Genomic DNA, 18,834 nt, shown 5'->3' with positions numbered 1-18,834 from the left:
CAAAAGGGCTTTTAAAACGTGGTTTAAGACCTCTTTTTATTTAAAGTTTTCATGATGAATAATGCTACATATGAAGCAATGAATGAGCCTAAAGTGTAAACAACTGACCACCCTAAGAAAGAGACATTAAAAAGTGTAAATGTCAGGATGAGCAAAATGATAAAGCTCACAACTGGCATAAAATAAACCTTTTGTACAAACAATGTGACGATAAAAGAAGCGATGATCATACTTACTGGAAGCAAGCCGAATGCGAATTCTAAATGAGTCATACCAATTCTCCCTTTAAATAACTTAGCTACATTTGATTTGTTCTAATTGCCTCTCATACACTCAAAATTCATAGTACATCGGGTTTTTGAGTTTAATAAATTTATTAGACAAAAGAATCAATAACCATATCTAAACACAAGTGAATACATTTATTATATTATATGTAATCCATTGGGAATTTAGATGATTTAAAATCCTTCTTTTTGTAGTCTTATTGAAAGTCATATTTAAATAAAGTATAGTAACTTTATATGACAAAGAGGAGGATGGTTAAAGATGATGCATGCAGGAAGATTACGCCAGCAAACTTTGAACAATCAGTAATTTCATATGTTCAAAGGCTCTGTTTTCATCAAACGGAGTAAACGGGGTAGTCTGCACATTTTTAATGATCTTCAGCGGGAAAGTATGCAATTTCACTAGAAGACAGGCAGATAATTGTTCTGTCTTTTTTGTATGTTTTTATAATACAAAGAAGGGCATAAGTCTAGCTTTGTTTACTCTGAACACATAAAGTAGCCTTTTGTGGATTTTTGTGATGATTTTGTTGATGCCTATTGATCATGACTAAATGAGCAATTGGAGGAATGGATATGAATAGACTAGAATTAAAGCAGTTAGCCAATCATCACGGATTAGAAATTTCAGAGAATACCATCAAAATAAATGAATCAGGTGTTGATTTCCGTGTCGCACATGTTGAAGATTCAAATGGTGTTAAATGGATATTAAGAGTGCCTCGCAGACCTGAATCAATGAAACATACCTTACAAGAAAAAAAGACATTAGATCATATTAGTAAGAAGGTTCAATTTCAGATCCCTCAGTGGTCAATCTTTACAGAAAGTCTGATTGCTTATAAACAATTAGAGGGGGTACCGGCGGCTAGTATTGATGTGGAGAAGCAATCGTATGTGTGGAGTTTTGACTCAACGAATGTACCGCAAGTTTATTATGAATCCTTAGGAAGAGTTTTAGCGAATGTACATTCTTTAGATCAACAGCCTTTTAAAACGATCGGTGTGGAGATGCTCAGTGCTCATGAATTAAGAGGATCAATGAAACAGCGAATGGAACTTGTCAAATCGCAATACACCATTAACAGCGGTTTATGGGAGCGCTGGCAAGAATGGCTAGCTAAAGATTCTTTATGGCCGCCTTTCGTGGGAGTGAAGCATGGAGATTTGCATCCTGGCCACATTCTGATTGATGAAAATCATTGTGTGACGGGGGTGATTGATTGGTCTGAAGTGGGGGTTGGTGATGTATCTGCAGACTTTTTGTCGCATCAACTTCTCTTTGGGACAGAAGGGTTAACAAAACTTATCCATGCGTATGAAAAAGCAGGCGGGAGAACTTGGCACGGAATGGATGAACATATAATAGAACTTCTGACTACAAGTGCGATCACTGTGGCCGAGTACGCACAGAGATCAGGATTGAAAGATATGCATGAAGCTGCAGCGTACATGTTGGCAAACGAGGGCTAATCAATCAGAACGAATCCAAAAAAAGCCTCTGAAAAGGGCTTTTTTTAATCTAATTCATGAAAAAAATGTTTGAGTTGATCGATCAAATGATCCATAGTCAAAGAAAATAAAAGGCATAAGCACCTTTATCTGTCTTGAGGTATGAGTTACAATCTATCCAAAATCCATTAGAATAAAGAAAATGGATAAAGGAGCAACCACATGAATTTCAATTTAAATGAAGCTTTGGATATGTTGAGTCGAACTCCTCACACGTTAGAAAGTCTTTTGTCGGGTTTATCGAAGGATTGGCTTCACAGCCGTGAAGGGGAGGGGACGTGGAATCCAGTTGAAGTCATTGAACATTTGATTGAAGCAGAGAAATTCAACTGGATTCCTCGATTAAATGTGATTCTTGCTGATGGAGAGAATACACCATTTCCTGCGTTTGACCGATATTCTCATTTGAACCAATCTGAAAGACAGATAGAACAAGCATTATCTGAGTTTCATCATGTGCGGATGGAGAATGTGGCATACATTCAGCGTATGACACATTCAGGCCTTGATTTAGAGAAAAAGGGCGTCCATCCGGAGTTTGGGGTCGTGAAAGTGAGCGAATTGCTTTCTGCGTGGGTTGTCCATGATTTCACACATATGTCCCAGATTGTTCGGATCATGGCGGAACGATATCGAACCGATGTGGGCCCATGGAGCGCTTATTTAGGGATTTTGAATAGGAAATAAATGTTTAGTGGTGCTTAGCGGCCCACTCAGATTGAAGAATGGCATATTGATATTCATCAACCCAATGTCCCTTCGACATATAATTTTGTAGCAAATGTCCTTCGCGTCTCATTTCTAAACGCTCCAGCACTCGAATGGATTTTTCGTTGCGCACATCTGTAAAGGCAATGATTTTATGTTTGTTTAGTGTCATAAAAATATATTCGAAAATTGCACTTAGAGCTTCGTGAATATAGCCCATTCCTTGGTATTCAGGCGCGAGTGTAAAACCTATTTCAACAATTCTCGGCTCACTGTCAAGTGTATGAATGGCGCAATCTCCTATCAGCTGATTGGATTCAGATAAGGCAATAGCGTATTGAAACCACGTCCCCGGTTGATTAGGTTTTTGTGTCATTTGATGTTGAACAAATGATTCAGCATTTTCGTACGTGTAGTTTTCCCAGGATTGAAATTTTGCAATAGAGGAATTTGCTCGGTATTGATAAAATGCTTCAATATCCTGCCTGTCAAATTGGCGAATAACAACCCGGTTTGTTATTGTAAATATGCTGTTTGCATTCTTCATGTGTTAACCTCACTTTTTTTAGTTTGTTCTTGATTTGAAAAAGTCTATCAGCCATTCAGATAGCTGCTGTTGTGCTTTGCTGACAAATCGATCTGCATAATAAATTAATTCCAAGTGCCGGACAGGTGCTGGCTCAGCAATAGGAATCGAAACAATATTGGACCACGTCGAATGATGTTTTAGTAATCCTCTTGGCTGAATGGTTGCACCGATCCCGGCTTCAACCAGCTGCAATAGCGAAAACGCGGACCCAACCTCCATGGCAGTGTCTAGTTCAACACCCTGTTCTTTACATACGTCATCTACTAAATCCCTTCCTAGATATCCCTTCGGATACATGACCAACGAATGCTGAGTCAGCTCTTCTAAAGTCACTTCACTCTTTTGGGCTAAATCACTTTCTGAATGAACAAATAATTCGTAAGGCTCACTTCCAAGTGGAATTTGAACGAGCCGTTTATCCGCAGGACCTCGCAGCCCGATGCCGAGATCCACTTTATGCGAAAGGACTTCTTCACGCACGAAGATATTTGAATATGCCTTCAGATTGGTTTCGGGGTAAAGTGTTTTAAATTCTACAAAAAGTGGCACCAGCTGAAAATCAAGATCGGAGGGGAGTACTGCGAGACGAACGGTTCCTCGTTTTTCTGATAATAGTTCTTTCATCGCATTTTTTGCATCTCTTTCAGCTTGAAGCATTTTCATGCCATATTGATAAAGCAGCGAACCAGCTTCAGTAGCCACGACTTTTTTGCCGATTCGATCAAAGAGCGGCATCCCAACTTCTGCTTCAAGCAGTCGAATTTGCTGGCTAAGTGTCGGCTGTGATATGCCTAGCTGCTCAGCAGCCTTTGTAAAATGCAAATGATGATATACAGCCATAAAATAGGTAATATGCCGGGTATCCATTTGTCCTCCTTTCAGAAACGATAGTATTTTCCTATCATCATAATACGATTTATTGTATTGATCAATGGATGCAGCAGTTTTATACTCAAAGTAACCTTAACAAGATGAAAGAAGGGTATTGATGAAAAAAATATATTATTTAGCCGCTTTATTTTTAGCGGCATTAAACTTACGTCCAATCATTACGTCCGTGGCTTCCATGATGAGCATGATTCAATCAGAGCTTGGTGTAAACGCACTGACAGCAAGTCTTTTGACCACTTTGCCTGTCCTTTGTATGGGGGTATTTGCTCCTGTTGCGACGATACTCAGCCGGCGTTTTGGTTTAGAAAGAACTCTGTTTTTCTCAATTCTTCTTATCACGATTGCCACCGCACTGCGTGGTACAAGCCAATCGGTTGCTATCCTTCTCATGACTGCGTTTGCAGGAGGTGTAGGGATTAGCTTTGCGGGTCCTTTATTGTCTAGTTTTATTAAAAAATATTTCCCGAGAAATCCTGGTATTGTCAGTGTCTATTCAATTTCGATGACAATAGGTGCAGCGCTTGCTTCCGGCTTTACCATTCCGATTTATCTACGCAGTGAGCAACACCTTACGTTTGCTTTGTCCTGCTGGGCTTTTCTAGGGGTGATTGCTCTTATTCTATGGGTCGGTTTAGTTCGCAAAAATGAGCAGAGTGATCATGTAACCTTGCCGTTAAAATTGCCGCTGAGAAACAAAAAGGCGATTCAATTCACCTTGTTCTTTGGCTTTATGTCCAGTATGTTTTATTCTTTGACGGCATGGATTTCACCGATTGCTCTTAGCTTTGGAAACAGTCCTCAATATGCTGCCATGCTACTGACCATATTTACACTCATTCAGATTCCAGTGGCACTACTCGTTCCAGCGGTCGTTACTCGATTAGGAAAACCGAAATTATTTCTCATCTTATGCAGTCTGTCTGAACTCATTGGCCTTATCTTTCTTCTTCTGCCAATGCCGATCTTGCCAGCCGTCATTTTCCTAGGTATGGGTGCCGGAGGGTTGTTTCCTTTAGCACTTATGCTCCCGATTATGGAGACGAATACTCCAGAGGAAGCCGGAACCTGGTCTGCGATGTCGCAGATGGGCGGGTACATCGTGGGTGGATTCGGTCCGTTTTTCATTGGCTTGGTTTTCGATCTAAGCGGACATTTTTATGCTTCCATTGTGGCAATGCTTGTCATCGTCTCGTTAATGATTGGCGTTCAGTTATCAATGAAACTTGGAACAAAAGCAGGAGAAGTGTCAAGTTAAATAATGCTGCTTCACATTTCAATAAAAACGGGGGAATTCTATTGCTCATTCGAGAAGCAAAAACGATCGATTGTCCACAATTAAGGCAAATCTATTTAGAATCAAGGCGCCAGAGCTTTCACTGGCTCAATCCAGAAGACCTCAATCTGCAAGATTTTGATCAAGATACGCAGGAAGAGCAAATTTTCTTAGCTGAGGAGAACAATAAAATCCTCGGATTCATTTCTCTATATGTACCCGATCGATTTATTCACCTCTTGTTTGTACATCCAGAAGCTGCTGGTCAAGGGGCTGGCGATCTGCTGCTCAAACAAGCGATCAACGTTTTGGGAACACCGGTCACCCTCAAATGTGTCTCCGAAAATCACAAAGCTTTATCTTTTTATCAAAAAAGAGGCTGGAAGGCTGTTGTAGAAGAAGGAGGACCTGGGACAGAATACTGGGTGCTTATTTATGAATAGAAATCATTTTATCTTATCGTTCACAAGGCCCTTTATAGGGCTTTTTTGCGGTTTCTTTTCGGTGTCGAATGGTTCATAAAATGATAATATATGTCATTATGAGGAAAATAGAGGAAGGGGTAAGGGCTGATGGAGAAAGTGCTTTCTTCTCACGTCGGTTTGAAAATCAATGAATGGTATTATCATATTCAAAGATTTAACGTACCGGACGCCGAAGCATATAAAGAGGAAATCAAATCAATGCTTGATCATATGGAAGAAAATCAAGATTTATTATTGTATTTCTCACTCATGGAGTTCAGACATAAATTAATGCTTGATTACTTGAATCCTTTAGAAAATGGGAAAGAGCGGGCCAACTTCAAGGAACTCGCAATGAAGATCAAAAGGGACCAAGAGAAATTAACAGGACTGCTCGAGTATTACTTCAATTTTTTCTACGGCATGTATGAATTCGAAAACTATGAATACCTAAATGCGATTACCTTCTATAAACGGGCAGAAAAAAAGCTGTCTCTTGTCAGTGACGATATTGAACGGGCCGAGTTCAATTACAAGATGGCTGAAATCTATTACCACATGAAACAAACCCACATGTCCATGCACCATATCGCACAGGCGATAGAATGTTATCGAGAAAAAGATACATACACAGTAAGAGAAATACAATGTTCTTTTGTGATTGGATTAAACTACATAGATATGGGCTGCCCCGAAAAAGCAATACCCCATTTTCAACACGCACTAGAAAAAGCCGCCGACAACTCAACAAAACGATTAAAAGGATCAGCACTCTATAATTTAGGGTTGAGTTATTTTCATAACAAAGAAATAGCCCAAGCAATAATTCACTTTAATGACTCAATTCGAGCATTTAGAGAGCAGGGATACGAACATTTAAATAGAATCTTAGACCCGCTCATTATGTTGTCAAAAGCCTACTTCAAAAAGAAAGAACAGGATTTAGGTATATATGCTTTAAATAACGGCATAGAACTATCTGAAAAACTGAAAGACCATGTGCTGTTATTGATATTCAAATTTTTAAGATCGCTATACGTTGACAACAATTTTGAACAGTTGGAAAAAATAATGGAATTGCTAGAAATAAAGTCAATGTATCCTGATCTAGAAGATTTAGCAAAAGACGCTGCAAAATATTATAATGAAATGGGAGATAAAGACAATGCGATGCTTTTTTATGAGAAAATTCTTTATTTCCAAACTCAAGTGAAGCGGGGGGACTGTCAGTATGAAATTTAAAACGTTATCAGTCGTATTTGTGATGATCAGCGTTATCAGTATTGTTGGTTATTTTACATCTGAAGTGACAGCAAGTCATGATGAAGCTAGGAGAGGTCATACTGCAAGTATCGGTTACACTGCATAAAATAAAAAGCCCTTTAAGGGCTTTTTATTTTAAGACGGAATATATGCTATGAATAAAGAATATTTTTTCCATAGAAAAGATATTAAGGAGGAAGTAAAAATGACAATGTTAAAATCAACATTTTTTAGAAGGATTTTTATTATATTTTTTGCTTTAACCTTTATGATTAGCCTGTTCAATATGGCTGTGTTTCCGGGGACGCCAGTGTCTTATTATGTTGGCCTGGTTTGTAAGATGTTGTTTATCAGTTTTTTAAATGGTTTGTTTTTCGGAACAATCATCTATTTGATTGGCGTCTTTCTCGGTGCTAAATCTTCAAAGGAAAATCAATAACGAGTGAGCGGCTACAGTCCGTTCTTTTTTATTTTAAAAATGACAGAGAACATGTATGATCTAGATCGCACATTACATTATTTTTAATATCCTACTGCATTCTATTTTAAAGGATGTTACCGTTGTTTGTAAGGAATGATTGGCCAGTCTTCCAATACGAGTTGGAGGGAAATCATGAATTACAAAATTGAAATGTTAACGAATATGAAAATGGTGTATATGAGAAATATAGGATTATATGGTAGCAAAGAGAATCTTGAGATGATGAAGAGATTTAAGAAATGGATCAAGCAACACCAATTAAATGATGAATTAAAGGAATATGGTATATATGGTGTTCCTCAAGATGATCCTGGAAAAATTCCATCAGAAAAATGCAGATACGACCTCATGCTTATGACAAATAGAGATTTCACAAATGATCAAATGGTTCAGACTGGTCATTTTGAAGGGGGAAAGTATGCTGTGTTTACAGTGACACATACAACCGAAAAAGTGAGGTTGTTTTGGAGACAATTGCCTCAAATGATCCAACACAATCAATTGAACACGCGTCAGGTACCTATTATGGAGAGATATAGAGAAGAAGAAGGCGTGTGTGAGTTCTTACTACCTATCTTTTAAATATTTTATCAAACTTCAATGAAAACAGACCTCTTATGGTCTGTTTTCATGAATATGATATGTTTAAATATTCTACGACTCGTTCCTTTAAATAACGATACTGATCCTCATTCGTATCTTGAAATGCTTCTTCTCGATTCGAAGGTACATCCATATAAACGATTTCCTCAGAGAATTGTGAAGAAGTAAAGTCGATTCTTGTTCCATTCACTACATTATAAAAGTGCCATCCGTTGGGTAATGCGGTCTTGTTTATTTTTCCACCTAAAAGATCATGGACGACTAAAGAAGTAACGCCACATTGTCCGTTTGCTGGGTTGTCTTTACTCCATTTTGAACTAGATTGAGAGGACCAGGCTTTATAAAGAGCATCAATGATTTTGTCTGTCGTGTAGAGGTTCATCATACAAATCCTTTCTATTTAAAGAGTGAAATGAATGTAGTATCTGTTTAGTCTATAGTAGATTTTTTTTCGATCAAAATCTAGATGCTATACTATGATTAAACCAACAATGAAGGTTTATGACAGGAGGAGCTGGAGTGATATTCATCATAGGCATTGTAATCGCTTTTATTGTTGCTATTTTAGGCTTTACTGTTTTCGTAGATATAGGTAACGGGTTGGGAACGGTTTTTAGCATCATTGGCGCGATGGTCATTTTATGGATAGCGGGAAGGCTGCAAAGGCAAAAAGAAAAGAATGAGCCAAATATATTATTAGATAAAATGATGATGCTTTTTCAAGAAGACGGGTTTCAGGCTTCAACATACATCTTTTCACAAAATGTTGATAAAGGTTTTGCGATTGATGATGAGCGAAAGGTAATACGCTTTATTACACATCAACCTGGCGGCTCATCTCGAAAATTCAAGTTTGAAGTCACTGAGCTTTCCTTGAAAGAGTTGAAACAAGTTGACATGTTAGAAGATGGTGTGCCGATTGAACAATCTGTTGAGAGTGATAATAATGAAGAGATCTCGACACTTGAATTGAGATTAACTATGAATGATCAGGAATCATCAACGATCACGCTCACCTTTCTGGCTTTTGATGTGCCTGTTCGTAAGAGCACTGCCGAATATTTGACTGAACGAGAAAATCTGAAGGAGATTTATCATGAAATTGATTCAATGATGAAATCTGCGGTTTAATAAATGACTGTCCCATAAAGAAGAAATCACCATTTGAGGTGGTTTCTTTTTTTATGTCCATCAAGACAAAAGCTGGTTCAGTCATTGCGGTTGAATGTTTTTCTCAAAAATGAATAAAGATAGACTAGACACGAAAACGAACATTGATATCGAAATGACTGGAGGAAACATACATGCAAAAGCTTTGTAGGGAAGTCTGGATCGAGGTCAATCTTGATGCGATTAAAAGAAATATCGAAGCCATTCAAGCGCATATTCCAAAGAAAAGTAAAATCATGGCTGTCGTGAAGGCGAATGCATATGGGCACGGTTCCGTGGAGGTTGCGCGGCAGGCATTAGAAAGCGGTGCGACAGAGCTTGCAGTTGCCAGCTTGGAAGAAGGCATTGTATTGCGGAGAGCAAAAATTGAAGCACCGATTCTCGTCCTTGGATTTACCCCGCTCGACTGTGTGAAAAGAGCTGCAACCTGGAGAATTGACCTATCCGGCCTTCGTGAAGACTGGATTGTTCAAGCAAATGAGATTTTAGCAGAAGAAGAAAGTCTGCCCCGGCTTGGGATTCATGTCAATGTCGATACGGGGATGGGCCGATTAGGTGTACGGACAAAGGAAGAGCTGTTAGAGGTGGTGAGGGCGCTTGAAGAGAGTGAAAACCTGAGATGGGATGGAATATTTACGCATTTTTCCACTGCGGATGAGCCTGACCCTGATTTTACGTTGCTTCAGCACAGCATCTTCATTGATTTTCTTCGGTTTTTGAAAGAAGAAGGGATCAAACTGCCGACCGTACATATGAACAATACAGCTGCTTCGATTGCGTTTCCTGAATTTAGCGCCGATATGATCCGGCTTGGTATCGGACTTTATGGACTGTATCCCTCTCAATATATTCAAAGCTTAGACGCTGTTCAATTGGAACCGGCTCTAAGCTTAAAGGCAAGAATTGCTTTTGTAAAAGAAATGGTCACAAAACCTAGGACCGTCAGCTATGGGGCAACCTATGTAGCAAAGCCTGATGAAGTTATTGCGACCATACCGATTGGTTATGCAGATGGGTACTCACGAGCCTTATCAAATCGAGGATTTATGCTTTTCCGCGGAAAACGAATGCCGATTGCTGGCCGAGTCACAATGGATATGACCATGATCAGTTTAGGAGAAATGAAAGCAAAGCAAGGCGAGGAAGTCGTTATATATGGTCGTCAAAAGGGCGGAGAAATTTCTGTCGATGAAATCGCCGAAATGCTCAATACGATCAACTACGAAGTCATCGCCACCTTAAGCCGCCGCGTCCCAAGATTTTACCGTCGAGGCGGGAAGATTATTAAAATATCGACACCGGTGATGTATGTGTGAGGATTTCATCATAAAAATTGATTAATAATAACCTTTAATGATAAAAAAAGTAAAAATAAGGACGATAAAAGGAGGGAATGTCATGAACTGGAGGAAGAAAAAATGAAAAAAAGATTTTTACTATTTATCTTGGTACTTCTTTTAATAAGTACCATTAGTCCATTCAAAGCGAATGCAGCTGAAAATTCAACTGGATGGACTAAACGAGCTGATTTACCAGAAGAACGTATTAATGCTGGGGTAGGAGTAGTAGATGGAAAGATTTATGTGTTTGGTGGAGCAAGTGAAAAAAATAAGTTAAATAATCAAACATTTATGTATGACCCTAAGAAAGATGTGTGGGAAGAAAAAACTAGCATGCCGAGAAATAGAACAGGTGGTACATATGCTACAGTTGGTAAAAAAATCTATCTCATAGGTGGAATAAACGAAGAGACAAATGTAGCTTATAATACGATTGATATTTATGATGCAGAACTTGATCAGTGGGCTGAAGAACCGATTCAAATTCCAAGAGACCCTGTATTTTCAACTTATAGCAAGGGAACTTTGTACGCAGTTGCAGTGAAAGAGAATATATATATTGTCTCTTCAAAAAACTCTTATAAAAATAATGTCTATCAATTCAATACTGCCACTGGTGAATGGAAGAGCTTGGACTCATCGGCTTTACCATCTCGAAATGGAAGAGCCATTTCTGCAATTGACGGCAAAATATATGTTGCAGGTGGAGAAAATTCGATTGGGCATAGTAGAGAAAGATCTTTGTTCCAGTATGATATTTCATCAGATAAATGGAGTAAATTAAAAGATAGTGACTTAACTTCATATGTATTTGAACCAGCTTACGAAACATATAATAAGAAATTCTTCGTTATTGGTGGACAGCGGACTGGTGATCGTTCAAGTGAAATACTGAATAAAGTTCAAATTTTCAATCCAAAAGATGGTCAATTTAAAAATTCAGCGTATGATTTACCAGAAGGTAGAGTATCAGCTGTCGCAGCAATTGTAGATGATCAATTGTATGTCATTGGCGGACGTGACTACTCATATTATATGGGGAATTTTTCTGCAAAAAGTGATTACAAATCAGTGATTTCTATTCCATTAAGTGACTTGCAAATAACTGAAGATGAAGCAAAGCCAGATGAAGATGCAACAGAAGAACCGAAAGATCAGGACGGCACAAAACCTGGTGATGGGGCAACAGAAGAACCGAAAGATCAGGACGGCACAAAACCTGGTGATGGGGCAACAGAAGAACCGAAAGATCAGGACGGCACAAAACCTGGTGATGGGGCAACAGAAGAACCGAAAGATCAGGACGGCACGAAGCCTAGTGATGGGGCAACAGAAGAACCAAAAGATCAGAACGGGACAAAGCCTGATGATGGCACAACTGAAGAACCGAAAGATCAAGACGGCACAAAACCTGGTGAAGAAGCAACGAAAGGTATACTTTCTATTACCATGATCAATGGACTGCAAAAGGATTATCTGCTCTCAATGAAAGAAATCCACGATTTTCTTAACTGGTACAAAGAAAGAAGCTTTGGAATTGGTATGAACTTCTATGAAATCAATGATGAACACAATAAAGATCCTTTCACAAGTAAGAAGGATTATGTCGTGTACCAAAATATCTTAATGTTTGATATCAAGCAATACTGAAATTCATAAATGATAAAGCTGCTGATAAGAGATCAGCAGCTTTAATTTTTATAAAATTGTTAAAATTAGGATTAACGTCATGAAAAAATGTGATATCTTTTAAAAAATCTGCTAAACATCCTATAAACACATCCGATAAAAGAATTGTCAGGGTTGATAAGCCCTAGAATAAAGGACTTTTTTCAGACAAGGACGTCTGTCAGGTCCCACATACATGGAGGTAATAGAAAATGAGAATTAACCACAATATCGCAGCACTTAACACATTAAACCGTTTATCTGCAAACAACGGTGCGAGCCAAAAGAACATGGAGAAACTTTCTTCTGGTCTTAAAATCAACCGTGCAGGAGATGACGCAGCAGGTCTTGCGATCTCTGAAAAAATGCGTGGACAAATCCGCGGATTAGAAATGGCTTCTAAAAACGCACAAGACGGTATCTCTCTTATCCAAACAGCTGAAGGTGCATTGACTGAAACTCACTCAATCCTTCAACGTGTTCGTGAACTAGTTGTACAAGCTGGAAACACTGGTACACAAGATGGGACTGACCTTGGTGCAATTCAAGAAGAAATCAACAATCTAGTTCAAGAAATTGGTAACGGTACTGATAAAAATGGTATCTCTGACCGTACTGAGTTCAACGGTAAAAAGTTGTTGAATGGTGATTTTGCTGATGGTACAGCTACATTAACTTTCCAAATTGGTGCAAACAAAGCTCAAAAATTAGATGTAAATATCGAAGCAATGTCTTCTGACAAACTTGGTGCTACTCAAGCAGATGGAACTCTTGTAGCTGGACAAGCGATCTCTAACCTTGATGTTACACAATTCGCTGCTCCTACACCAACACTTACATTTGATCAACAACTAGACATCGTAGATGGTGCAATCAAACAAGTTTCAGACCAACGTTCTAAACTAGGTGCGGTTCAAAACCGTCTAGAGCACACAATCAACAACCTTGGTGCTTCTGGTGAAAACTTAACAGCTGCTGAGTCTCGTATCCGTGACGTTGACATGGCGAAAGAAATGAGTGAGTTCACAAAGAACAACATTCTTTCTCAAGCGTCTCAAGCAATGCTTGCACAAGCGAACCAACAGCCACAAAACGTACTTCAATTACTACGTTAATGACAGGCCCCTTAAAGGGGCTTTTTTGTTCGTATTCATTAATAAAGGCTATATGATAATCATTTGAACGAATAACAGAATTGAAATCTTTATAAAACTAAATAGTGAATAAAGATATATAAAAATGATCAATAAATATGAAAGAATGTTAAACTTCCTGTGAAATAATCCGATAAAAGAATTGTCAGGGTTGATAAGCCCTAGAAACAAGGACTTTTTTCAGACAAGGATGTCTGTCAGGTCCCATATACATGGAGGTAATAGGAAATGAGAATTAACCACAATATCGCAGCACTTAACACATTAAACCGTTTATCTGCAAACAACGGTGCAAGCCAAAAGAACATGGAGAAACTTTCTTCTGGTCTTAAAATCAACCGTGCAGGAGATGACGCAGCAGGTCTTGCAATCTCTGAAAAAATGCGTGGACAAATCCGCGGATTAGAAATGGCTTCTAAAAACGCACAAGACGGTATCTCTCTTATCCAAACAGCTGAAGGTGCATTAACTGAAACTCATGCAATTCTTCAACGTGTTCGTGAACTAGTGGTTCAAGCTGGAAATACTGGTACACAAGATGGAACTGACCTTGGTGCAATTCAAGAAGAAATCAGTAACCTTGTCAAAGAGATTGGCGGCGGTACGGATGGAAATGGTATTTCTGATCGTACTGAATTCAACGGTAAAAAATTGTTGAATGGTGACTTTGAAACAGCTACATTAACTTTCCAAATTGGTGCAAACAAAGCTCAAAAATTAGATGTAAACATCAAAGCAATGTCTGCTGATAAACTTGGAACAGACCCAACTGATGCTACTAAAACAGTATCTGCTATTAAAGTAACTGATTTTGCAACTACTAGCTTCGATGATCAACTAGATATCGTTGATAATGCAATTAAACAAGTTTCAGACCAACGTTCTAAACTTGGTGCAGTCCAAAACCGTCTAGAGCACACAATCAACAACCTTGGTGCTTCTGGTGAAAACTTAACAGCTGCTGAGTCTCGTATCCGTGACGTTGACATGGCGAAAGAAATGAGTGAGTTCACAAAGAACAACATTCTTTCTCAAGCGTCTCAAGCAATGCTTGCACAAGCGAACCAACAGCCACAAAACGTACTTCAATTACTACGTTAATGAAAGGCCCCTTTATGGGGCTTTTTTTTATGATGTTTTTTCTTCGAATTTCCTCCACTCTTATGATTCTTAACTCCCTCTGATAAATCATGAAAAATGACCTTTAAATTTGACATACTCTAGCGAAACGATCATATTGAATGAGACTTAATCCTTATTTATTCCTTTTTTGTTAAACAAATTCCATTAAAGTTCGATAAATGGATTGTAAGGCTTACAAAAAAATTTTAATTTAGAACTTTTGGATAAGGACGTCCAATTGGTTCAAACACACGGAGGTCATTTAACATGAGAATTAACCACAATATCGCAGCACTTAACACACTGAACCGTTTGTCTGCAAACAATGGAGCAGGGCAAAAGAACATGGAAAAGCTTTCTTCTGGTCTTAAAATCAACCGTGCAGGAGATGACGCAGCAGGTCTAGCAATCTCTGAAAAAATGCGTGGACAAATCCGCGGATTAGAAATGGCGACGAAAAATGCACAAGACGGTATTTCTCTTATTCAAACCGCTGAGGGAGCATTGACTGAAACTCACTCAATCCTTCAACGTGTTCGAGAACTAGTGGTTCAAGCTGGAAACACAGGTACTCAGGATGATACAGATTTAGGTGCGATTCAAGAAGAAATTGACGCGCTAGTTCAAGAAATTGGTAACGGTACAGATAAGAACGGTATTTCTGACCGTACTGAATTCAATGGAAAGAAACTTCTTGACGGTACTTTTGCTGCTGAGCCAGAAGGTGGAGAAGCGAAGAAATTAACTTTCCAAATTGGAGCTAACGGTGCGCAGCAATTATCAGTTCATATTGAAGCAATGTCTGCTGATAAACTTGGAGTTGAGGATAAAACAGTTTCTACTATTAAAGTAACTGATTTCGCCGAAATTGCAGCAGATGAAGAAGGTGGATTTAACGACCAATTAGCAATTATTGATGGAGCCATCAAACAAGTTTCAGATCAGCGTTCTAAACTTGGTGCAGTCCAAAACCGTCTAGAGCACACAATCAATAACCTTGGTGCTTCTGCTGAAAACTTAACAGCTGCTGAGTCTCGTATTCGTGACGTTGACATGGCGAAAGAAATGAGTGAGTTCACAAAGAACAACATTCTTTCTCAAGCATCTCAAGCAATGTTAGCGCAAGCAAACCAACAGCCGCAAAACGTACTTCAATTATTACGTTAATGAAAAAGCCCCCTTTAAAGGGGCTTTTTTTTGTTTCAATCAAATGACAGCAAGTGCTCTAGACGAAAATCAGGAACCGCTTCATGGAAAAAAGCTCGGTTGCCTTCATCGTTCTTTTGATCCCATTGCTTCCACCATTCAGCGGTTTCTCCTGAGGTGTCAGCTTGAATCATGTCGTTCAGCTGTTCTAAGTTGATGATTTCTCTCGGTTCTGTTAAGAAAGAATGCATCCGGTGATACGCTTCAAGTCGTTTGGGCTGTTTTGTGACAATGGCGTATTGTACGTAGCGATTTAAAAATTCCTGTACGAACGTCAAATGGGGGATGGGTGTTTCCCCTTTTAACTCGACACCGTCCCACGCCATATCAGCAATTGCACAAAGCCACCAGCCAAGATCAATCGCATGCTGCATTTGTTGTAATGTGTCCTTTTCAAAAGACAGCCGCTCATTTTTTTGTGCTTGTTTGAGCATACGGTGAAGTGTTTGTGCTTCGAGGGCAGCCTTTGTCATGCCCTGTCCATGAATGGGATCTAACGTACACAAGGCATCGCCCATCACCAATAATCCACTTGGCCAATCCTGCATGTGTTCATAGTGATGTCTCACGCAAGAAGGAACTCTAAATCCTTTTGGTTTTGTAAAGGGCGTTAAATGGGTGATGGCTTCTGCTATCGCTGGATGGGTCAGTGCAGCGGTTTCTGAATCAAATTGATCTGCATCCGTTGTTGGATAATGTGAACCGCCAGCTGCAGAAAGAAGCACAGCTACTAAATCATGATCTACCCGTTCAAACAGTCCTGTTGGGATTTGCTTGTCTGGCTGGCCAACTACAACCATTGATTGCAGGGGTGGCGCACCTGATGATATTTGATAATATCTTGTGCTGTAGCCTAGAAACACACTTAACTCATCAGTCTGTGGCAAGGTTAATCCAGCGTCTTTCAACCATTTTGGCAACTTAGACATTCTTCCAGACGTATCAATCACTAAGTCTGCTTTCATTTCATGAATGCTGCCAGGTTTTACTTGCCGGTCCTTCACGATAAGCCCCATGACTTGATTAGTTCCCTCTTTAAACTGAAGGGAGATGGCTTCATGTTTTTCTAAAAACTGCACACGTTCCTCTGTTACCATTCTTTGCATCAATACCCACTCTAGCATTGCGCGTCTTGTGACGGCGGTTTCTTCTCTATCAGTGAGCGTTAATTCGCCATCTTTTGTAATAAATCGAGAGGTTTGATGCATGGTATTAAATCCGCCCATTGCCAGTAACTCTTTTGTATAACCAGGAAATAGACGTTCAACGATTTGCTTGCCAAGCGGCAGCATTCTATGTGGGTGAAAGGCTTGAGGAGTGCCGAGACGATTCTCAGGAGAGTCTGGCAGTTCATCCTTTTCAATAATCAATACTTGATGATAAAACGTTAATAAAACTTTTGCAGCGAGCATTCCGGTGATACCTCCGCCAATGACGATTGCCCGCTCATATTTCATGGGTTGTGTCACAACATGCGCCTCCAATGAATACACAAAATGGTTAAATGACCATTTCATCATATGTTGATTCATTAATTATAGCAAAATTATGTTTGAATATAGAAAGGAAATGTACTACTTTTTACTAGTAAATATGAAGAATCTCTTCAATGATTATGATATTTTTTTAAAAAACAACTACTAATTTAAGTAGAACGACCGATAAACTTAATAAGGGGGTAGAGAAATTGGATATACTACAGAGCATTGTAACAGCAGCACCTTATATCATGCAGATTTTAAAAAATGAAGTGACGCTGGGCGTCACTGATCGAGAGAAATTTTTGCTTTATTTGCCATCGAAAGATCTTGATTTTCAAATTCGGGCTGGCGAACTCATTAAACCAGATGATCTAAATCTGAAAAAGGCGCTGAGAGGTGAGACATCAAATATATCTTTGCCTGAATCGGTGTATGGAACGCCATTAAATTCAATGTGCATGCCTATTATAGATGAAAATCAACAAGTAATTGGTGCATTAGCTTTAGGTTTTCCACTCAAAAATCAGTTAGAGCTTGAAGCGTACATGGAGTCATTAAGTGACATCATTCAAAGTATTCAAGAAAAGGTGCATGTCGTGGCGGCGCATTCAGAAGAGCTTTCTGCAACAAGTGAGGAAATGACCTTACAAACGCAGCAAACACTTGAAAGCTCGAAAAAAACATCTGATATTACAAAAATGATTAAAGGCATTTCGAAACAAACGAGTTTGCTGGGATTGAATGCGTCAATCGAAGCAGCCAGGGCAGGAAAAGAGGGGGCTGGTTTTAGTGTTGTAGCCAGTGAGGTTCAAAAACTTTCAAGTGAAACTTCACGTGCAACAGAAAACATTGAAAGCTCACTGCAAGGGATTTCCTCTAATATACATACATTACTTGAGAGTATGGACCATATGAAAGGTTCATCATCAGAACAGGCTTTACTTGTAACAGAGTTTAGTGAAATTGTGGAACGACTGACAATCGTAAGTAAAGAAATGAAAGAATTTATGCAGCATGTGATGTCAACGTAAAAAACGAATCCAAGAGGGATTCGTTTTTTTAATACGCTATTTTCTTTTATTCCGATCAAAGCGATAATCGTATGTTTCTCCCTTTACCACATTTAAAAATTCATGCCCAATTTGAACAAGCTGTCCATTTTTCCATTTGATGAGAGGGTCTTTATCAGGGTATTTCCAGTAAATCGTTTTCTTTCGGTGGGTGAGTTTGTTTTCAATTTCTGCTCTAACTGCGTTCTCCTTTAGTTTCCCTCCGCTATGTCGATAGGTGTTGATGATATATGTTCCGTCAGGTGATGTCATCGAGCGGATAAAGGTTCCGTGAGATACGCCTTGAAGAGAAAAGCATTTCCAGTAAATGATGCCAGCGAAGCTAAGGAATAAGATGACAAGGGTGATGGTGGTTTTCTTTTTTAACATGAATTCCTCCAGATGTAGATCACAATATTTCTAATTTATGAGAGAGAATGAAAAAAGATTCATATAGTCCAAAAGTTCTATTCATTTCAATTATCGGTCATTTTTTCTCAAAATTCAACAGATAGCCGTAAAGATAAGGAAATTTTAAGGATGTTTCATCTCGATAGGTCATTCGAAATC

21 protein-coding genes are annotated in these 18,834 nt (G+C 38.9%); 15 read left to right on the top strand and 6 right to left on the bottom strand.

The features are described 5' to 3' along the window. Positions 1 to 23: 23 nt before the first annotated feature. Positions 24 to 272, bottom strand: a complete 249-nt coding sequence (locus tag V6Z54_RS01495; protein ID WP_073980051.1) for a DUF2651 family protein — start codon at positions 270 to 272, stop codon at positions 24 to 26. Positions 273 to 866: 594 nt separating this feature from the next. Between V6Z54_RS01495 and V6Z54_RS01490 the strand changes: the two genes are divergently transcribed. Beyond that, positions 867 to 1,763, top strand: coding sequence for a macrolide 2'-phosphotransferase (locus tag V6Z54_RS01490; protein WP_338527625.1), 897 nt, complete (start codon positions 867 to 869; stop codon positions 1,761 to 1,763). A gap of 201 nt (positions 1,764 to 1,964) precedes the next feature. Next, the gene (locus tag V6Z54_RS01485; protein ID WP_073980053.1) at positions 1,965 to 2,489 is read left to right on the top strand and encodes a DinB family protein; all 525 of its coding nucleotides are present in this window, start codon (positions 1,965 to 1,967) and stop codon (positions 2,487 to 2,489) included. A gap of 4 nt (positions 2,490 to 2,493) precedes the next feature. Here the strand turns inward: V6Z54_RS01485 and V6Z54_RS01480 are convergent, their stop codons facing one another. Continuing rightward, on the bottom strand, positions 2,494 to 3,057 hold the full coding sequence (locus V6Z54_RS01480) for a GNAT family protein (protein ID WP_073980054.1): 564 nt from the start codon (positions 3,055 to 3,057) through the stop codon (positions 2,494 to 2,496). 18 nt (positions 3,058 to 3,075) lie between these two features. Then, positions 3,076 to 3,966: a LysR family transcriptional regulator gene (locus V6Z54_RS01475; protein WP_073980055.1), complete on the bottom strand. Its 891-nt coding sequence runs from the start codon at positions 3,964 to 3,966 to the stop codon at positions 3,076 to 3,078. A 121-nt stretch (positions 3,967 to 4,087) separates the two neighbouring features. On the opposite strand from V6Z54_RS01475, the gene V6Z54_RS01470 reads away from it, so the two are divergent. From V6Z54_RS01470 to V6Z54_RS01445, 6 genes are all read left to right on the top strand, one after another. After that, a complete protein-coding gene (locus V6Z54_RS01470; protein WP_041085105.1) occupies positions 4,088 to 5,245 on the top strand; it encodes an MFS transporter in 1,158 nt (385 codons plus the stop codon). Positions 5,246 to 5,286: 41 nt separating this feature from the next. Then, positions 5,287 to 5,706 carry a GNAT family N-acetyltransferase gene (locus V6Z54_RS01465; protein ID WP_338527624.1) on the top strand — a complete coding sequence of 140 codons (420 nt, stop codon included), beginning with the start codon at positions 5,287 to 5,289 and terminating at the stop codon, positions 5,704 to 5,706. Positions 5,707 to 5,835: 129 nt separating this feature from the next. Next, positions 5,836 to 6,969, top strand: a complete 1,134-nt coding sequence (locus tag V6Z54_RS01460) for a Rap family tetratricopeptide repeat protein (RefSeq protein WP_039177907.1) — start codon at positions 5,836 to 5,838, stop codon at positions 6,967 to 6,969. Next, positions 6,959 to 7,096, top strand: coding sequence for an aspartate phosphatase (locus V6Z54_RS01455; protein WP_095408252.1), 138 nt, complete (start codon positions 6,959 to 6,961; stop codon positions 7,094 to 7,096). Before V6Z54_RS01460 ends, V6Z54_RS01455 begins: the two co-directional genes overlap by 11 nt. A gap of 99 nt (positions 7,097 to 7,195) precedes the next feature. Next, positions 7,196 to 7,429 carry a hypothetical protein gene (locus V6Z54_RS01450; RefSeq protein ID WP_073980057.1) on the top strand — a complete coding sequence of 78 codons (234 nt, stop codon included), beginning with the start codon at positions 7,196 to 7,198 and terminating at the stop codon, positions 7,427 to 7,429. A 174-nt stretch (positions 7,430 to 7,603) separates the two neighbouring features. After that, on the top strand, positions 7,604 to 8,053 hold the full coding sequence (locus V6Z54_RS01445; RefSeq protein ID WP_269104386.1) for a GyrI-like domain-containing protein: 450 nt from the start codon (positions 7,604 to 7,606) through the stop codon (positions 8,051 to 8,053). Between the two features lie 46 nt (positions 8,054 to 8,099). Here the strand turns inward: V6Z54_RS01445 and V6Z54_RS01440 are convergent, their stop codons facing one another. Then, positions 8,100 to 8,456: a hypothetical protein gene (locus V6Z54_RS01440; RefSeq protein WP_155761588.1), complete on the bottom strand. Its 357-nt coding sequence runs from the start codon at positions 8,454 to 8,456 to the stop codon at positions 8,100 to 8,102. Between the two features lie 119 nt (positions 8,457 to 8,575). Here V6Z54_RS01440 and V6Z54_RS01435 point away from each other — a divergent pair, with 119 nt between their 5' ends. The 6 genes from V6Z54_RS01435 (at position 8,576) to hag (V6Z54_RS01410) (ending at position 15,695) form a co-directional block, all read left to right on the top strand. Then, entirely contained in the window at positions 8,576 to 9,205 is a 630-nt protein-coding gene (locus V6Z54_RS01435) for a hypothetical protein (RefSeq protein WP_338527623.1), read from the top strand. Between the two features lie 173 nt (positions 9,206 to 9,378). Then, on the top strand, positions 9,379 to 10,560 hold the full coding sequence (gene alr / locus V6Z54_RS01430) for an alanine racemase (protein ID WP_338527622.1): 1,182 nt from the start codon (positions 9,379 to 9,381) through the stop codon (positions 10,558 to 10,560). 102 nt (positions 10,561 to 10,662) lie between these two features. Next, a complete protein-coding gene (locus V6Z54_RS01425) occupies positions 10,663 to 12,234 on the top strand; it encodes a kelch repeat-containing protein (protein ID WP_338527621.1) in 1,572 nt (523 codons plus the stop codon). A 230-nt stretch (positions 12,235 to 12,464) separates the two neighbouring features. Further along, positions 12,465 to 13,367, top strand: a complete 903-nt coding sequence (gene hag, locus V6Z54_RS01420) for a flagellin Hag (protein ID WP_267586058.1) — start codon at positions 12,465 to 12,467, stop codon at positions 13,365 to 13,367. A 267-nt stretch (positions 13,368 to 13,634) separates the two neighbouring features. Then, the gene (hag, locus tag V6Z54_RS01415; protein ID WP_064498330.1) at positions 13,635 to 14,507 is read left to right on the top strand and encodes a flagellin Hag; all 873 of its coding nucleotides are present in this window, start codon (positions 13,635 to 13,637) and stop codon (positions 14,505 to 14,507) included. 288 nt (positions 14,508 to 14,795) lie between these two features. Beyond that, positions 14,796 to 15,695, top strand: a complete 900-nt coding sequence (hag, locus tag V6Z54_RS01410) for a flagellin Hag (RefSeq protein WP_034623420.1) — start codon at positions 14,796 to 14,798, stop codon at positions 15,693 to 15,695. 35 nt (positions 15,696 to 15,730) lie between these two features. Here hag (V6Z54_RS01410) and V6Z54_RS01405 read toward each other — a convergent pair whose 3' ends face one another. Further along, on the bottom strand, positions 15,731 to 17,203 hold the full coding sequence (locus tag V6Z54_RS01405; RefSeq protein ID WP_338527620.1) for an FAD-dependent monooxygenase: 1,473 nt from the start codon (positions 17,201 to 17,203) through the stop codon (positions 15,731 to 15,733). Positions 17,204 to 17,421: 218 nt separating this feature from the next. Between V6Z54_RS01405 and V6Z54_RS01400 the strand changes: the two genes are divergently transcribed. After that, complete coding sequence (locus V6Z54_RS01400; protein ID WP_269103755.1) at positions 17,422 to 18,246, top strand: methyl-accepting chemotaxis protein; 825 nt, start codon at positions 17,422 to 17,424, stop codon at positions 18,244 to 18,246. Between the two features lie 36 nt (positions 18,247 to 18,282). Here the strand turns inward: V6Z54_RS01400 and V6Z54_RS01395 are convergent, their stop codons facing one another. Continuing rightward, complete coding sequence (locus V6Z54_RS01395) at positions 18,283 to 18,654, bottom strand: DUF5412 domain-containing protein (RefSeq protein ID WP_039177928.1); 372 nt, start codon at positions 18,652 to 18,654, stop codon at positions 18,283 to 18,285. Positions 18,655 to 18,834: the final 180 nt, after the last annotated feature.

This window comes from Bacillus sp. MAG717A, assembly GCF_036884855.1.
In the GTDB taxonomy this organism is placed as follows: domain Bacteria; phylum Bacillota; class Bacilli; order Bacillales; family Bacillaceae; genus Bacillus; species Bacillus safensis.
This window is presented reverse-complemented; position numbering and strand designations above follow the sequence as displayed.

Coding starts and splice junctions, on each gene's coding strand:
- V6Z54_RS01495 (WP_073980051.1), bottom strand. CDS start 272: ATGACTCATTTAGAATTCGCATTCGGCTTGCTTCCAGTAAGTATGATC.
- V6Z54_RS01490 (WP_338527625.1), top strand. CDS start 867: ATGAATAGACTAGAATTAAAGCAGTTAGCCAATCATCACGGATTAGAA.
- V6Z54_RS01485 (WP_073980053.1), top strand. CDS start 1,965: ATGAATTTCAATTTAAATGAAGCTTTGGATATGTTGAGTCGAACTCCT.
- V6Z54_RS01480 (WP_073980054.1), bottom strand. CDS start 3,057: ATGAAGAATGCAAACAGCATATTTACAATAACAAACCGGGTTGTTATT.
- V6Z54_RS01475 (WP_073980055.1), bottom strand. CDS start 3,966: ATGGATACCCGGCATATTACCTATTTTATGGCTGTATATCATCATTTG.
- V6Z54_RS01470 (WP_041085105.1), top strand. CDS start 4,088: ATGAAAAAAATATATTATTTAGCCGCTTTATTTTTAGCGGCATTAAAC.
- V6Z54_RS01460 (WP_039177907.1), top strand. CDS start 5,836: ATGGAGAAAGTGCTTTCTTCTCACGTCGGTTTGAAAATCAATGAATGG.
- V6Z54_RS01455 (WP_095408252.1), top strand. CDS start 6,959: ATGAAATTTAAAACGTTATCAGTCGTATTTGTGATGATCAGCGTTATC.
- V6Z54_RS01450 (WP_073980057.1), top strand. CDS start 7,196: ATGACAATGTTAAAATCAACATTTTTTAGAAGGATTTTTATTATATTT.
- V6Z54_RS01445 (WP_269104386.1), top strand. CDS start 7,604: ATGAATTACAAAATTGAAATGTTAACGAATATGAAAATGGTGTATATG.
- V6Z54_RS01440 (WP_155761588.1), bottom strand. CDS start 8,456: ATGAACCTCTACACGACAGACAAAATCATTGATGCTCTTTATAAAGCC.
- V6Z54_RS01435 (WP_338527623.1), top strand. CDS start 8,576: ATGACAGGAGGAGCTGGAGTGATATTCATCATAGGCATTGTAATCGCT.
- alr (WP_338527622.1), top strand. CDS start 9,379: ATGCAAAAGCTTTGTAGGGAAGTCTGGATCGAGGTCAATCTTGATGCG.
- V6Z54_RS01425 (WP_338527621.1), top strand. CDS start 10,663: ATGAAAAAAAGATTTTTACTATTTATCTTGGTACTTCTTTTAATAAGT.
- hag (WP_267586058.1), top strand. CDS start 12,465: ATGAGAATTAACCACAATATCGCAGCACTTAACACATTAAACCGTTTA.
- hag (WP_064498330.1), top strand. CDS start 13,635: ATGAGAATTAACCACAATATCGCAGCACTTAACACATTAAACCGTTTA.
- hag (WP_034623420.1), top strand. CDS start 14,796: ATGAGAATTAACCACAATATCGCAGCACTTAACACACTGAACCGTTTG.
- V6Z54_RS01395 (WP_039177928.1), bottom strand. CDS start 18,654: ATGTTAAAAAAGAAAACCACCATCACCCTTGTCATCTTATTCCTTAGC.